This is a genomic window from Parapedobacter indicus, assembly GCF_900113765.1.
GTDB lineage: Bacteria > Bacteroidota > Bacteroidia > Sphingobacteriales > Sphingobacteriaceae > Parapedobacter > Parapedobacter indicus.
Genome location: NZ_FOQO01000010.1, coordinates 284949 through 300764, shown reverse-complemented (window position 1 = coordinate 300764; position 15816 = coordinate 284949). Strand labels below are relative to the sequence as shown.

At 51.6% G+C, this 15816-nt stretch carries 12 protein-coding genes; 7 read left to right on the top strand and 5 right to left on the bottom strand.

The window, feature by feature from the left end; translation table 11 throughout:
- Positions 1-129: 129 nt before the first annotated feature.
- Positions 130-825, bottom strand: a complete 696-nt coding sequence (gene radC, locus BMZ56_RS20060) for a RadC family protein (protein ID WP_245893306.1) — start codon at positions 823-825, stop codon at positions 130-132.
- Positions 826-1015: 190 nt separating this feature from the next.
- On the opposite strand from radC, the gene BMZ56_RS20055 reads away from it, so the two are divergent.
- The 6 genes from BMZ56_RS20055 to BMZ56_RS20035 all read left to right on the top strand — a co-directional run bounded on the left by BMZ56_RS20055 (position 1016) and on the right by BMZ56_RS20035 (position 12488).
- Positions 1016-1462, top strand: a complete 447-nt coding sequence (locus BMZ56_RS20055; protein ID WP_090629874.1) for a peptidylprolyl isomerase — start codon at positions 1016-1018, stop codon at positions 1460-1462.
- A complete protein-coding gene (locus BMZ56_RS20050) occupies positions 1459-1884 on the top strand; it encodes a DUF5606 family protein (protein ID WP_090629872.1) in 426 nt (141 codons plus the stop codon). Before BMZ56_RS20055 ends, BMZ56_RS20050 begins: the two co-directional genes overlap by 4 nt.
- Positions 1885-2323: 439 nt before the next feature.
- Complete coding sequence (locus BMZ56_RS25680; RefSeq protein ID WP_177195229.1) at positions 2324-2488, top strand: hypothetical protein; 165 nt, start codon at positions 2324-2326, stop codon at positions 2486-2488.
- A gap of 3 nt (positions 2489-2491) precedes the next feature.
- Complete coding sequence (locus tag BMZ56_RS20045; RefSeq protein WP_090629869.1) at positions 2492-3685, top strand: tail fiber domain-containing protein; 1194 nt, start codon at positions 2492-2494, stop codon at positions 3683-3685.
- Positions 3686-3712: 27 nt separating this feature from the next.
- Positions 3713-4888: a tail fiber domain-containing protein gene (locus BMZ56_RS20040; RefSeq protein ID WP_090629866.1), complete on the top strand. Its 1176-nt coding sequence runs from the start codon at positions 3713-3715 to the stop codon at positions 4886-4888.
- An 82-nt stretch (positions 4889-4970) separates the two neighbouring features.
- Complete coding sequence (locus BMZ56_RS20035; RefSeq protein WP_177195228.1) at positions 4971-12488, top strand: MBG domain-containing protein; 7518 nt, start codon at positions 4971-4973, stop codon at positions 12486-12488.
- Between the two features lie 103 nt (positions 12489-12591).
- On the opposite strand, the gene BMZ56_RS26020 is transcribed toward BMZ56_RS20035, so the two are convergent.
- Together BMZ56_RS26020 and rlmH are read right to left on the bottom strand one after the other, a co-directional pair.
- Positions 12592-12717: a hypothetical protein gene (locus BMZ56_RS26020; protein WP_256213848.1), complete on the bottom strand. Its 126-nt coding sequence runs from the start codon at positions 12715-12717 to the stop codon at positions 12592-12594.
- An 88-nt stretch (positions 12718-12805) separates the two neighbouring features.
- Positions 12806-13279, bottom strand: coding sequence for a 23S rRNA (pseudouridine(1915)-N(3))-methyltransferase RlmH (rlmH, locus tag BMZ56_RS20030; protein WP_090629860.1), 474 nt, complete (start codon positions 13277-13279; stop codon positions 12806-12808).
- A 187-nt stretch (positions 13280-13466) separates the two neighbouring features.
- On the opposite strand from rlmH, the gene BMZ56_RS20025 reads away from it, so the two are divergent.
- Positions 13467-14366 (top strand): DUF3078 domain-containing protein, encoded by a 900-nt coding sequence (locus BMZ56_RS20025; protein WP_090629966.1) that lies wholly within the window; start codon positions 13467-13469, stop codon positions 14364-14366.
- Positions 14367-14443: 77 nt separating this feature from the next.
- On the opposite strand, the gene BMZ56_RS20020 is transcribed toward BMZ56_RS20025, so the two are convergent.
- On the bottom strand, positions 14444-14740 hold the full coding sequence (locus tag BMZ56_RS20020; RefSeq protein ID WP_090629859.1) for an FtsB family cell division protein: 297 nt from the start codon (positions 14738-14740) through the stop codon (positions 14444-14446).
- Between the two features lie 79 nt (positions 14741-14819).
- On the bottom strand, positions 14820-15713 hold the full coding sequence (locus BMZ56_RS20015) for a PorP/SprF family type IX secretion system membrane protein (protein WP_177195227.1): 894 nt from the start codon (positions 15711-15713) through the stop codon (positions 14820-14822).
- Between the last annotated feature and the right edge of the window lie 103 nt (positions 15714-15816).

Here is a 15816-nt window from a genome sequence, read left to right as displayed (position 1 = left end):
ATTGTTTGTTCTCTATCGCCTCATAAAACCTACACTTTCATCGCCTTTTTAATCTGCAGGCGCTGACATGGCAGGTCCATCCTGATTTCGGAATTTGTGCAAAGATAACATTTTTGCGAAGTCGCGGCTTCATAACAATCCGCTATCTCTAAAACTATAATATCCACTATTCGTGAAAATGATATGGTCGTTGATGGAAAAATCAAACAGCTTTGCCGCATCATTCAATTTATTGGTTAGTTGAATATCCATAGAGCTCGGCTTCAGGGTACCCGAGGGATGGTTATGTGTCAGAACAATACTCGAAGCGTGGTATTCCAATGCGAGACGTAACACCTGTTTAATATCCACCGGTGTAAAATCGTTACCGCCTTTGCCTATCAATACTTTGGCAATCAGCTTGCAGCCACCGGCCAAAAACAGCACCCAAAACTCTTCGTAGGGCAAATCGTTGTAAACTTGTTCCATATATTCGTATACCCGTCTACTGTTGTTTAGTATCTCGCGCGCCTCTTTCTTCCGTTCTTTCCTCCTTCGGCCCAACTCCAGTGCAGCCACAATACTGATCGCTTTAGCTTCCCCGATCCCTTTATATCGACATAACTCGGATACCGATAGACGCGACAATTTGTTGAGGTCATTCCCTTTATCATGAAGGATACGACGGCAAAGCTCCACAGCCGATTCTTCCCGTGAGCCACTCCCGATCAGGATGGCCAACAGTTCAGCATCGGTAAGTGCCCTCCGCCCCTGTTCCAATAGTTTTTCGCGCGGACGATCGGCTTCGGCCCAAGCCTTGATTGCTACTCGTGATAATTGGTTCATTGGCATCGTTAAGGTTGTTGTATTACCAGCAAAGATACGGATTTCTCCAATTCTGCGATACTAAAAATTGAGGAAATTAGGTAATTCAGCCATTCATTGATTGTTTAATAAATCAACACCCGATTTATCGATCGTCCGGGCTTCCGGACTTCCCAACTAAATACTATCTTTGCAGTCCAATTTTAAAAAAATGAGCAAAGCAATTATCAAGACCGAAAAAGGTGACTTAACGGTGCAATTTTATGATAAAGATGCACCAGACACGGTAGCTAACTTTTTGAAGCTAGCTAAGTCTGGTTATTACGATGGTGTAACCTTCCACCGTGTGATACCGGATTTTGTGATCCAGGGGGGCGACCCGACAGGCACTGGAGCAGGTGGTCCGGGATACTCGATCAAATGCGAGTTGGATGGTGATAACCAATATCACGATCGGGGGGTACTATCGATGGCACACCGGGGGCGCGATACCGGCGGGTCTCAGTTTTTTATCTGCCATAGCCGCACAAATACGGCTCATCTCGACAGAAATCATACCTGTTTCGGAAAAGTAGTTGAAAACGTCGATGTAATCGATGACATTCGCCAAGGCGACAAGATATTGGGTATTGACATTCTTGAAGAGCAAACGACATGAACCTGAAAGCGCTTGTATCCGTCACGGGCAAACCGGGACTTTTTAAATTGATCGGTCAAAATAAAGGTGGTTTTATCCTGGAGACCTTAGACGACCAGAAAAAGAAATCCGTTGTAAACCTAGCCACTAACAAGATGGCTACCTTGGAGGATATTACGATCTATGGCTACGAGGAGGAATTGAAACTGGTTGATATACTCAAACGGGTAAAAGATAAAGGAACTGCACCGGATCCCAAATCCGATGGAAAAACCCTACGGGAATTTTTCCGGGAAGTAGCTCCGGGTCATGACGAGGAACGTGTATATAGCTCTGACATTAAAAAAATCATCGGCTGGTATGGCATTATCAAGAAACTACCACTCTTTGATGAAGAGCCGGAACCGACGGATGCCGATGAGCCGTCGGAAAACACCAAGTAACATGCATTTCGGTGGTCGCTAGGTAGCGACCACCTCACCCAATATCCACACGCTCTCCGCCTTTTCTACCGTGACCTCTTAGGTGGCCATAAGCGGGGCCATCGATTGAATATCCGCGAATTTTCTGTACATTCCCTCTATAAAAGTTTCTATCAACGGCAGCGGAGAGACCGATAAATCTCCTGTTTATAATGCAACGCGATTATATTGCATATAAAAAGGAACCTAGCGGAGCGATCTCATTGATACCTAAAAATAATCAATAAATTTATCTAAGGTTGACTGAACCAAGTAAGCCGTAACCGTTCATAGTGTACACCGCGTATTTTACGGACTTCTGATCCCGGTCAGCACCGGTTAATCAATTGTAACGCCAGTTGTAACGCCACGGATTGCCCGCATTTGGCGTCGGATAGTATGTTTGCGGCAGTTTCTATCTATGCGTAATAAATCTATGTACCCAGTGCTATTGCTCATTCTCGTAATGCTGTTGCTGGTATCGGTTGTAATCGTGTGCGTGTACTATCAACAAGAGTTGGAGCGTATCGAACAGGATATGCAGGGTGTGGAAAAAGCAACAAATACAATTGACCAAATAGAATAGCCTATGAAAAGAATTTTACTGGTGCTTTTCTGCGCAATTGCTTACCAATCGGTAGCGCAGGTCGGTCTTGGGACGAATGATCCAAAGGCAGGTTTACACGTGGTTGATCGCAACGTTGTATTCAGTGCGGCGGGCGATGTCACGGTGTCGGAGCGGGCTCCGCTAACTGACGCGAACAGGCGATTGATGTGGTACCCCGAGCAAGCTGCCTTTCGGGCGGGCTTGGTTAACTCGTATGGCGTTACCTATTGGGATACACCGAATATCGGCAACTACTCATTCAGTACAGGCGAGAATACCCGGGCCTCGGGTGAATATTCCATCGCGATGAACTTGGCAACCACCGCTTCCGGCGATGGGGCCGTGGCAATGGGAAATAACGCTGCGGCCATTGGAAACCATTCCGTTGCTTTTAGCGGTACGGCCGGTAACACGGGGTCGGTTGTGATCGGGTCAGGTGCACAGGCGGAAAGCGACCATGCCATGGCGCTTGGGCCGTCATCGATTGCGAGAGGGGGTGAATCCGTAACATTTGGTCCCTCAAAGACATACGGTGATTTTTCCATGGCCATTGGCTTACAAAACAACGCCTGGGCGCCTTATTCAATCGCTATTGGTAAAAATGCAAATTCAGGGCGACTTGGATCCATGGTATTGAGCGATGGTTCTGCCGGGTTTTCGAGTGATAGTACCGTCGCTACGGCAGCAAACCAACTGGCAATACGAGGTGCAAACGGGATTAGGCTGTTTACCAATTCCGAACTTTCTTCGGGTGTGGAACTCGCTGCAGCCGGGGGTGGTTGGAATGTCATCAGCGACCGCCGAGCGAAGGAAAACTTCCAAACAATCAGTGCCACGGAAGCCGAATCGATCCTGCAAAAAGTAGCAACCATCCCGATTGCTCGATGGAATTACAAAAGCCAGCCTACTACGCAGCTACACATCGGGCCAATGGCGCAGGATTTCCACGCTGCGTTCCAGCTTGATGGGCTTGCCAACGATACGACCATCAACACTGTAGATATCGACGGTGTAAACATGGTAGCCATTCAGGCGCTCGAAAGGCGAACAACTGCGCTGCGATCGGGAACAGACAACCTGGCGGGCGAACTAGCGGCCATGGACCAGCGCTTGGCGGTATTGGAAGCATGGGTGGCTGGATTGATGGCGGGATCTACGGGAAAGCCCACTAAATAATCACTTTATTCAACAAAACAGACAACGATGAAACGGATGTTACTGGTGTTTTTCTGCGTAATTACTTTATCAGCCGCGGCACAGGTCGGTATCGGGACGAATGCGCCCCAAGCGGGCCTGCATGTGGTGGACAGCAGTGTGGTATTTAGTGCGGAGGGAGGTGCTACGGCATCGACCACCGTTCCCGTATCGGGAGCGGGGCGCCGGATGATGTGGTACGCCGAGAAAGCGGCTTTCCGCGTGGGTTATCTTGATGCAGCCAGCGCCACCTACTGGAATGCGGCCAATATAGGCAACTATTCATTCGCTGCAGGCAAGAATACGCGGGCACAAGGGGCATCCTCTTTCGCTGCGGGACTTGGCGTTACAGCTACTGGCGACGAATCTGTGGCGTTGGGGCTGAACAGCACCGCCAGTGCAGACCGGTCATTGGCGGTCAATGGAACGGCGTCCGGGGTGGGTGCGGTCGCCATCGGGATAGGTGCGCAGGCTACCAGTGATGATGCACTGGCGCTGGGGAAGTCAGCAAGGGCAGCGGGGCTGGCTTCGATCGTGATCGGCTCTGAGTCTGAAGCACGGGGAAGTTTTGGAGTGACTATTGGCACACAAAGTGTCGCCTCTGGGAATTTTTCGGTGGCTATTGGAAGGGGTGCGCATACAAATGATAAGCAAGGCGCTATGGTGTTGGCAGACGGTAGTTTTTCAGGCGAAGACTATGTGTATGCAACGGCAAACAACCAGGTGACGATGCGGTTTATAGGGGGGTATAAGCTCTATACGAATATGGGGCTTACCGCTGGTGTGCAACTGGACCCCGGTGCCGGCTCTTGGAGCAGCTTGAGCGATCGCAACCGAAAGGAAAACGTTGAGCCGGTCGACGCCGAGTTCATCCTACAAAAAGTGACAGTCATCCCTATCTCCCGATGGAATTACAAAAGCCAGCCGGCCACGCAACAGCACATTGGCCCGATGGCACAGGATTTCCATGCCGCATTCCGGCTCGATGGCCCGGATAACGATACGACCATCAACACTGTGGATATCGACGGCGTGAACATGGCGGCCATCCAGGCACTGGAAAAGCGGACAGCCGAGCTGAAGGCAGAAAACGAACGCCTAAAGGATCAGCTACAGGCCGCAAAGGAACGTTTGGCGTTGCTGGAAGTGTGGATGGCCGGAAAGCAAGAAACACCCGAACCATAACCTATATAGTCCGTTCTTTATGAATGTTGCTCGCTCCACATCCCGTTTATTTGTAATAATACTTGCCTTAAGCAATAGCTTTTTGGGCGTTAAGCCCGCATCCGCACAGCTTACCATTGGCAGCGATGGCCTCTGGATAAAAAAAGAAACACTATTCTCGGTAAATGGGTTGGAGTTCGAACCTGCTGCAATGCTAAACCTGGCAGAAACGGAAGTTCAGCGGTCGGCTACGCCGGTAACGTTCTACGGGTTGCCATCCATCAGCCAGGTGTATACATTCAGTACGCCGATTACGTTTGCTGGGGTTTTGCGTTTGCACTACAAACCGAGTGTATTGGATGGAGCCGCAGCAAGCGATTTGCAGCTGATTTATGAGGAATCCGATGGTGGTCCGCTGAAGCTGGTGATGGAAGCGGACGTCAATACCAAGGACCAATATGTGGCGTCCGAATTTGACGATCCGATAACCGTGCAGTTACTCACCGCGACAGCATTCGGCATCACAACCCCCGAAATATCGGATGTGGCGTTGACATTGAGTGCTCCGCTCCAAGTGGGTAACACGCTCGCGGCTGCCTATACCTTTACCGATGCTAACCCCGACGATGAGGACCACAGTACGGTGGTATGGTATCGCTATGATGCGCCAAGCGGCGATGTAGGTAAAACTGCCATCCCTGATGCGACAGGGAAATCGTATACGCTTGTTGCCGCGGATATTGGTAAATTCATCAGTTTTGAGGTAACCGCGCACGACGGTACAGTTGCAGGAGCAACCGTAGAAAGCAACCGGCAGGGAGCCGTTCATGAACAGGGTATCCGGTACGTAAAGCAGGGTGCGACCGGCAATGGTTACAGCTGGACGGACGCTTCAGGGGATTTGCAGGCCATGATCAATGCATCTTCGGCGGGCGATGAAGTATGGGTGGCCGTCGGTGAATACCAACGGGGTGCCGGTCAGTCGTTTTCGATGAAAGAAGGGGTGAAGATTTACGGAGGTTTTCCTTCCGTGGGCACGCCAGGCATGGATGAGCGCGATTGGGAGGAATATGAAACCGTCCTGAAAGGGAACAGCAATAGCGTGGTCCGCAACGATGACAACGGAGTGACGGCCACAGCGATACTGGATGGATTTACGGTAACCGGGGGAAGTGCGGCTATTGGAGGTGGAATATATAACGGGCACGTTAGTCCTACCTTTACCAATCTGATTATCAGTGGGAATACTGCTTCAGCTAACGGCGGCGGGATGGGTAACGAAACGGCGAGTCCTACGCTGACTAATGTGCTCATCAGTGGTAATAAAGCACCTAACTACGGCGGGATCGCCTTCCGCGATCCGGCGAATGCCATACTGACCAACGTGACCATTACGGGCAATTACGCTGACGTAAACGGCGGAGGTATTGCGATAGAAAAAGAATCAACTGTCACGTTGATCAATAGCATCATTTGGAATAACCGAGCTGGCGGGAACACCAATAGTACGGATGCGTCTGTGTATAGAAATGGTACGCTACACTTTTCCAATAGTTTGATTGCCAACAGCCGAGATGGCAATGGTGTGTGGAGAGCAGCGATCGGTACGGACGGAGGAGGCAACATCGATGGCGATCCACTATTCATAGACGGAATAGACCCAGCTACAGCACCTTCGCCGGAAGGGGACTTTACCTTGCAACCGGGAAGTCCCGCAATCAACGCAGGTGATCCGCAGACCAATGAGTCGGGCTATCCTGTGCAAGTAGGAGCCACGGATCTTGCCGGCCGGACACGTGTCGTGGATGGACAGATCGACATCGGTGCGTATGAAAGGCCTTTCCGGCAGCAGACTATCGACGTGGCCGATTTGGAAGATGGTAAACTCACGGCAACTTATGGTGATGCCGACTTTGTGCCTGTGGTCACAACCAGCACGGGAGGTCCGGCCATATTCAGTCTGCCCACGGAGGATAATATGGTAGCCAGTATCGTGGATGGCAAGATCCATATCATGGCAGCCGGCGAAGTAGAACTCACGGTCAGTGTAGCCGGAACTACGGAGTATGACCCCACGTCGATAGCTTTATCGCTGGTTGTCGCGAAAAAAGTGCTGACGATCACGGCTGATGGGGAACAAAATAAGGTATACGGTTCGGCAGATCCGGCGCTTACCTATTCGGCTACGGGTTTTGTTGGCGACGACGATGAAAACCTATTGGAAGGGGCACTATCTCGCGAGACAGGCGAAGATGTGGATACCTATACGATTGTTCAGGGTACGATTTATGCTGGGGATAATTACATGATCAGTTACACAGCAGCGGATTTTTCAATCACGCCAAAGTCGCTGACGGTGACGGTCGATGCGGGACAAGGCAAGGTGTATGGTTCTACTGACCCTGTGCTTACCTATACGGCAGCAGGTTTCGAGCGAGACGACGATGCAAGTATCTTCACAGGTGTTTTATCCCGCGAAGCGGGCGAAGACGTGGATACTTACGCGATTATGCAAGGTACGCTTGATGCTGGGGATAACTACACGATGGCCTACACGGGTGCGAATTTTGCCATCACGCCGAAAGAGTTGGTGGTGAAGGCCGATGCAGGGCAGGGCAAGGTGTACGGCTCGGCCGACCCGGTGCTTACCTATACAGCGACAGGCTTTGAGTGGGACGACGATGAAGGTATACTTGGGGGTGTACTATCACGGGCATCGGGCGAAGATGTGGATACTTATGCGATTGGGCAAGGTACGCTTGATGCTGGGGATAACTACACGATCAGCTACACGAGTGCGAATTTTGAGATCACGCCGAAAGAGTTGGTGGTGAAGGCCGATGCACGGCAAAGCAAGGTGTACGGCTCGGCCGACCCGGTGCTTACCTATACGGCAACAGGTTTTGAGCGGGACGACGATGAGGTTATATTTGCGGGCGCATTATCCCGCGAAGCGGGTGAAGGCGTGGATAGTTATTCAATTGGCATAGGTACACTGGCCGCCGGGTCGAACTATACAATCAGTTACACGGCTGCGGATTTTGCCATCACGCCACGGGTTTTGACAATAAAAGCCGATGCCGAGCAGGGCAAGGTATACGGCTCGGCCGACCCGGAGCTTACCTATACGGCAACAGGCTTTGAACGGGATGACGATGAGGGTATACTTGGGGGTGTGCTATCACGGGGATCGGGCGAAGATGTGGATACTTATGCGATTACGAAGGGTACGCTTGATGCTGGGGATAACTACACGATTGCCTACACGGGTGCGAATTTTGTCATCACGCCAAAATCGCTGACGGTGACCGCTGATGCGGGGCAGGGCAAGGTGTATGGTTCGGCTAATCCGGCATTGACCTACAAGGCTATAGGTTTCGAGCGGGACGATGATGCAAGCATATTCACGGGTGCTTTATCCCGTGAAGCAGGTGAAGACGTGGATACTTATGCGATTACGCAGGGCACCCTGTCGGCAGGCGCCAACTACACGATTGCCTACACAGGTGCGAATTTTGCGATCACGGCCAAGACGCTAACCGTAACGGCAGATGCCGACCAAAGCAAAGTGTACGGTTCGGCCGACCCGGCACTGACATTTGATGCTGCTGGCCTTGAATGGGATGACGATGAAAGTATATTAACAGGTGCGCTTTCCCGTGCGCCGGGCGAGGATGTGGATAGCTATGCGATTGGTCAGGGTACGCTGGCTGTTGGGTCGAACTATACGATCAGTTACACAGCTTCGGACTTTGCCATCACGCCAAAATCGCTGACGGTGACCGTCAATGCCGGACAAGGTAAGGTATACGGTTCGGCCGACCCGGAGCTTACCTATACGGCAACAGGCTTTGAACGGGACGACGATGGAGGTATACTTGGAGGTGTGCTATCACGGGCATCGGGCGAAGATGTGGATACCTACGCGATTGGGCAAGGTACGCTTGATGCTGGGGATAACTACACGATCAGCTACACGAGTGCGAATTTTGAGATCACGCCGAAAGAGTTGGTGGTGAAGGCCGATGCAGGTCACGGCAAGGTGTATGGTTCGACTGACCCAGCGCTTACTTATGCGGCCACAGGGTTTGAGCGAGACGACGATGAAGGTGTTTTAACAGGTGCGCTTTCCCGCGAAGCAGGTGAAGACGTGGATACTTATGCGATTACGAAGGGTACGCTGTCGGCAGGCGCCAACTACACGATTGCCTACACAGGTGCGAATTTTGCGATCACGGCCAAGACGCTAACCGTAATGGCAGATGCCGACCAAAGCAAGGTGTACGGTTCGGCAGACCCTATTCTTACGTTTGACGCTGTTGGCTTTGGATGGAATGACGATGAAAGCGTATTAACAGGTGCGCTTTCCCGTGCGCCGGGCGAGGATGTTGATAATTATGCGATTGGTCGGGGTACGCTGGCTGTTGGGTCGAACTATACGATCAATTACACAGCTGCGGACTTTACAATCACGCCAAAATCGCTGACGGTGACCACTGATTCGGGACAAGGTAAGGTATATGGCTCGGTAGACCCCGTGTTCACCTATACGGCAACAGGCTTTGCTTTTGAGGAAGACGAGCACGTATTCACGGGCACGTTATCCCGGGTCCCAGGCGAGGATGTGGATAGCTATTCAATTGGCATCGGTACACTGGTTGCCGGAGACAACTACACGATTGCCTACACGGATGCGGATTTTGCCATCACGCCTAAGCCCTTGGCGGTTACATTAAGCAACATGCCCGAGATCGTCAAGGTTTATGACGGTACCTATGTCGCTACGCTTGTCGCAGCCAATTATATGCCGGTCGGCGGACTGCCCGGCGATGACCTTGAGATCACCGGTACAGCGGTATACCGCGATAAAGATGCGGGAACCGATAAGGAAATTGTGGTTTTAGATTTCGTGCTGGATGGTGCGGATGCGGACAATTATCGTATTATAACAACCTCGACCACTACAACGGGTGTCATCACAGCCAAGCCGCTGACGGTAGCGCTGGATGACTACCCGTTGATTACCAAAGTATACGATGGCAGTGCCGCGGTTACGCTGCATGCCGATAATTACAGTCTTGGCGGCATTGTCGGTGAGGATGATGTGTCGGTAAAAGGGACGGCTACCTATGAAGATGGCAATGCGGGCACGGAGCGGGAAATTACGGTTTCCGGCTTCATGCTCCACGGTGCCGACAAAGATAATTATACGGTGGAAGCTGCGGATGCTTTCACGACAGGAACGATCACGCCGAAAGAACTAAGGGTGTCAGTGAACAACATTCCCGTCATTGAGAAGGTTTACGACGGTAATAATGTGGCTGTGCTGGCGGCGGATAACTATGTCCTCACCGGCATGGTAGATGGTGACGATGTGACGGTAAGCGGCGCGGCGATATACGACGATGCCGATGTAGGTGAAGAAAAAGTGGTCACTGTGACTGGTTTTGAGCTCGGCAGTACGCATGCCGGGAATTACGTGTTCGATACGGATTCAGCGACAACAACGGGCCGTATCACGGCTGGTCCGGCCAGTGCCAGGCACACGGGTTTCGAGATATCTCCGGCACAGGTGGGCAGGATGGTTACGATCACCATCACTGTCCGGGATATGTACGGCAATCCGGTATCCACGGTTTCCCCGGCGGCATTCTCGGTGTCCGTATCGGGTGCTAACAACATTTCGGTGGACGTAATACATAAAGGAGACGGCACGTATTCGGCAACATATACTCCGGAAAGTGGAGGCTTGGATGAACTATCCGTTCTGTTGGATGGAACAGCCGTATCAGGGGTGCCCTACCGGTATCCGGTTTCGGATTTTCCGGGTGCTCCTTCGGGCCTGCGTGCGGAAGCGGGCAACCGGCAGGTGATGCTGGAGTGGGATCCGCCTGCGGACTTGCCCCCTACGGTAACGGACTACATGATCGAATACTCGCGCGACGAGGGGACAACGTGGACAGTCCCCGACCGTGAGCCGTCGGCGGCGACGCGGTCGCTGGTGATCGGGCTGGAGAACAACCGTCCGTATGTATTCCGTATCTCGGCGGTGAGCGCCATAGGCACGGGAGCGGCCAGCGGCACGGTGCAGGCGATCCCGACCGAACCGGTACTCGACGGAGAAGGCAACCTCCCCGAACCGGAGCCGGGCACACCGGTGGTGATTACGGACGGCAAGGTAGAAGCGGTGACGCTGGAAGTGATCGACGGGGAATATTTAAAGTTGAGTGGCGACGATTACGCGATAAAGCTGGCCTCGCTGGGCATGGACGGTGAACGGATTCCGATCTCGGCGGTCGACGCCATTATCCGGCTCCTTCGTGGTGCCGGGGCGCGGGTACACGTGAGTGGCCACGGTTTCGAGCCGGGGACGGTGGTGACGGTCTACCTGTTCCCCAACCTCGAACTGGTGGGCCACCTGCCGGTGGATTCCGATGGCAACTTCGGCGGTTCGCTGCCGGTACCTGCCAGTCTGGAATTGGGCCACCACACGCTTCAGGCGAACGGTGTGGTGGCCGGCGGTGGCGGCGAGCGCTCGGTATCAGTGGGGCTGGAACGGGTGGATAGGAAGCCGCAGTGGGTCGAGTTCGGCGCACCGGCGGGCCAGACCTACGGCGACGACCCTGTAACACTGGACGGGAAGTCCACGAGCGGACTTGCGGTAGCCTACACGGCAACAGATATGGACGGCAAACCGACGAACATAGCGGTTATTGAAAACAATAAACTTACCATTCGCGGCGCGGGCGATATCCTTATCACGGCCTCTCAGGTTGGCAATGGGGACTACTCGGCGGCATCGCCGGTGAGCAGGACGCTACACATCGCCAAGGCACCGCTTGCGGTCAGCGTGGCGGATGCCGCACGGGCCTACGGCGGGGCCAACCCGTCATTCGACGTGTCGTACAACGGTTTCGTGGACGGTGAGGATGCCTCTTCGCTTGACCGGGCACCTTCAGCATCAACGGATGCCACAGAAACGAGCGCACCGGGCAGCTATGCCATCACGGTAAGCGGCGGGGTATCTGCCAACTACGCCTTCACCTACCATGACGCAACCCTGACGGTGACGAAGGCACCCCAGGCAATCACGTTCAATGCCCCTGCCGAGGTAACCCGCGATGCGGGCAGCATCCAGCTGGACGTGTCGGCAAGCAGTGGCCTGCTGGTGGCATTGAGCCTCGACGACCCGCAGGTTACCGTATTGGACGGCACTACGCTGGATATCCTCCGGCTTGGAACGGTGACGATAACCGCCACGCAGGTGGGCGACGGCAACTACGAGGCTGCCGATCCGGTGACGGTCACGGTACGAGTGGTGGACCCATCATCGGATTTCCCCGTCCGTGTGCACCGGGCGTTGTCGCCGAACGGCGACGGCATCAACGAATACCTCGTCATCGAGGCGATCAAGGACCATCCGGACAACCGGGTGACCATCGTCAACCGTAACGGGACGGTGCTGTGGGAGGCCAGCGGCTACGACAACGACCGGGTGGTATTCCGTGGCATCAGCACGGGACAGCAGCAATTGCCTGCGGGCACGTACTTCTACATCGTGGAGGTGAAAGTGGACGGCAAACGGGAGCATAGGAAAGGGTATTTTGTTATCAGATATTAGACATCAGACGTGAGATACTAGACACGATGATTGAAAACTTAAGGTAACAACATAAAATAGGAGATTTTGAAAATCCTTGAACATCTGATCGGTTAATCGACCGTCAAAGAAGGAAAATAATAGCTGCTACAAGTGCAATACCGATGATAACCATCAGCCAGAATAAACGGCTTTCGTTCGTCGTATCCGCTCCTTTGTAATGGTATTTACGTTTGGGAATATTTATCATAACATGTTGTTAACAATTATAAACGATCTTTTGTTTGGATGCATAAATTACGAATTTTCCATATGAATCCGACGAATTTCCGCGCGGATCACTCATGGTGATAGGGTTCTCGTTTTAATATTGTGAATGCGCGGTACAGTTGCTCCGTAAAAAACAACCTAACCATCTGGTGCGAAAAGGTCATTCGAGACAGCGACATTTTATTGTTAGCCCGTTGGTAGATGGACTTGTCAAAACCATAGGGTCCTCCTACCACAAAAATCACATGTTGTGTACTGCCCACCATCAGCTTATTGAGATAACCGGCGAATTCAACTGAACGATATTCCTTGCCATGTTCATCCAGCAGCACCAACTGATCGCTCGGTGATAATTGCTTTTCAATCATCGCTGCCTCCTTCGCCTTCTGCTCTTCATTACTAAGGTGTTTTGCATTTTTGACATCCGGCAGCGTTACTAATTGAAAATGAATGTAATGTTTCAGCCGTTGCTGAAACTTCTCAATCATCTCCTTGAGGTGAGTGTCATCCGTCTTTCCTATACATAACAACGTAATCCGCATCTCACAAACTTAGGCAAATTTACCTTACATGAAAAGCAAATCTGTGGACTTCCGGCTGCCTATTCAAGCTTTGCTCAGTGGAACTGAACGAAAAAACCAGCAGCGATTAAAGCGTCTGCAACAGATTTGGCATTCCTTTTGTTTTTCTAATGCATTTTTAAACTACTTTTCACAAAATTTAATTACCATGAAGAAATCACTATTCCTATTGGGTTTTGCGTTTGTATTTACCTGGCAAGTACAAGCACAAGACAGCACTCCTGATACCACGTGGCGCATCGCGGGTGAAAACACGCTGTTACTTAATCAAAGTTCCTTTTCCAATTGGGCTGCCGGGGGCATCAATTCTTTTGCAGCCAATTTGGTGCTCAATTACGATTTCAATTACAAAAAAGCAAAATGGAGCTGGGACAACAAAGTCATCGCTGCCTATGGGCTCACTAAGCAAAAATCAATCGGATGGCGCAAAAATGACGACCGGGTTATCCTCAACAGTTTATTGGGGTATCAAGCTGCTGAACGATGGTTATACACATTTTACCTTAATTTCAATACCCAGTTCGCAGATGGATTTCAATATGACGGCGACGATAACCGGACATTAATATCCACCGCGTTTGCTCCCGCATACCTAAGTTTCGGACCCGGTTTTGCCTATAAAGAGTCGGACAATTTCCGGTTCAACCTTTCACCGGCCGCAGCGCGTTTCATTTTCGTCACCCACGATTCCCTGTCGAATGCGGGTGCTTTTGGTGTTGATCCCGGTTCTACTTCCCGTTTTGAATTTGGCGCTTCGTTTGACGCATATTATAAAGTGAATTTGATGGAAAACATCAGTGTAGAAAACATCCTCAAGCTGTATTCAAACTACCTCGAAGATCCGCAGAATATCGATTTGGACTACACACTTAACTTATTCATGAAGGTAAATGATTACATCTCGGTCAATGGTGGCGTACAATTGCTTTACGACGACAACACATTGATTCCCCGGATGGAAAATGGCGCAATCCTGCCTGGCTCCGAACGGCCAACGTTACAAGTACGACAAGTATTTGGTGCGGGGATTACGTATAAGTTTAACTAGTTACCGGAATTGGCTTTCGGTTGTCAGCCTTCGGAGTTCGGCCGTGAGCCGAACTCCGAAGGCTGATCGCTGATAATCTATTCTCCCTCTTCTTCTATAATAACGAAAACATCTTCGTTCTCTTTTTTCATCTTGTACTTTTCGCGGGCCACCCGTTGTAAAGCCTGGGGGTCGCTATCGAGGTCATGAAGAGATTTCGTTATTTTTTCTATTTCGACAGTATAAAACTTTTTTTCGGCTTTCAGTTCTTTTAGCTGACTGTAATAACCGTATTGAGTAGCTACATCATTACGATCAAAAAAAAGCATCCAAATCGTAAAAGCCGCACCGGCAATGATGTATTTGTTTCGGATAACGGATAGTAATCGCTCCATATCCACAAATATAGCGCAAAAACATTTATATTTCCAAATGATAGCACTTACAGAAGCTTCGATGGCAAAGCTTCCATTCTCACAACAATCCCACGGCACGCCCAATCCGGTAGCTCAACCCGATTTCGTGCGTGGTGTTGCTGATCCGCCGATCAAGCGTTTTGCTTCCGGGGTTGAACTGGTAGCTGTAGCCCAAACCGAAGCCCGAAAAATTAAATTGTGCCATCCCGGCAACCTCTCCGTACGTACGTAGGTTTACCCCCACACCAAACACTTCCTTCACGAAGAACATCGCCGAGGCCTCCGCTTGCGGTCGCAGGCTCTCCGAGTAGGTAACGAGTAAAGACGGCCGGAACTGAAAGTCTATTCCCAGAGGGAACAGCGCTCCGGCCGTCAGGTGGTAGATGTTAGTGAATTCGTATCGGCTGTCGCCCGTCAACCCCAGGTTACCAAACATCAGCCGTGGCAAGGATAAACCTACATAGTACCGCTCCGGACGGTAAAGCATCACTCCGAAGCCTACCAGTGCGTCCGTCTCCCGAACATCTTCCCGGAAGGCTGGATCCATCGGATCCAGCTGCGAAAAGCGGCCGTCGAGGTAGCTGAAACCGGCATTCAGCGACAACCCCAAGTATTCATGCTCCGAAATCCGCACCGATTTGGCAAAAAACGCACTTGCTTCGGTCAGCTTTTCCACAGCAAGGCTTTCATGCCGAATGTTCAGTCCCGCCGTCGCACCGATGCCATCAAATCCCATATGGCCGCTTCCCCAGAACACGGTAGGTGCCCCATCGATGCCCACCCACTGCCGGCGGCCGATTACCGATACTTCCCCGCCCATGTGCATCAGGCTGGCCGCTGGGTTTACAACTGTCCGCAGTTGTCCGTGCTGCGTATGCGTCAGCGGCTGCTGGGCATGTAAGCCGATGCTAACCCATATACCCGCCAGTGTTATGAATAGATTCCGTCTCATTTCATTATTACTTTGCTTTCCCGATTTCACTCGGCTCATCGGGATGTCGCTTCGCTCCATTTGCTTTAATATGTTCAACTTGTCTCGGCTCAGACGACATCCG

Excerpts from the sequence above, each read along its gene's own strand:
- radC (WP_245893306.1), bottom strand. The coding sequence starts at position 825 with ATGAACCAATTATCACGAGTAGCAATCAAGGCTTGGGCCGAAGCCGAT.
- BMZ56_RS20055 (WP_090629874.1), top strand. The coding sequence starts at position 1,016 with ATGAGCAAAGCAATTATCAAGACCGAAAAAGGTGACTTAACGGTGCAA.
- BMZ56_RS20050 (WP_090629872.1), top strand. The coding sequence starts at position 1,459 with ATGAACCTGAAAGCGCTTGTATCCGTCACGGGCAAACCGGGACTTTTT.
- BMZ56_RS25680 (WP_177195229.1), top strand. The coding sequence starts at position 2,324 with ATGCGTAATAAATCTATGTACCCAGTGCTATTGCTCATTCTCGTAATG.
- BMZ56_RS20045 (WP_090629869.1), top strand. The coding sequence starts at position 2,492 with ATGAAAAGAATTTTACTGGTGCTTTTCTGCGCAATTGCTTACCAATCG.
- BMZ56_RS20040 (WP_090629866.1), top strand. The coding sequence starts at position 3,713 with ATGAAACGGATGTTACTGGTGTTTTTCTGCGTAATTACTTTATCAGCC.
- BMZ56_RS26020 (WP_256213848.1), bottom strand. The coding sequence starts at position 12,717 with ATGATAAATATTCCCAAACGTAAATACCATTACAAAGGAGCGGATACG.
- rlmH (WP_090629860.1), bottom strand. The coding sequence starts at position 13,279 with ATGCGGATTACGTTGTTATGTATAGGAAAGACGGATGACACTCACCTC.
- BMZ56_RS20025 (WP_090629966.1), top strand. The coding sequence starts at position 13,467 with ATGAAGAAATCACTATTCCTATTGGGTTTTGCGTTTGTATTTACCTGG.
- BMZ56_RS20020 (WP_090629859.1), bottom strand. The coding sequence starts at position 14,740 with ATGGAGCGATTACTATCCGTTATCCGAAACAAATACATCATTGCCGGT.
- BMZ56_RS20015 (WP_177195227.1), bottom strand. The coding sequence starts at position 15,713 with ATGAGACGGAATCTATTCATAACACTGGCGGGTATATGGGTTAGCATC.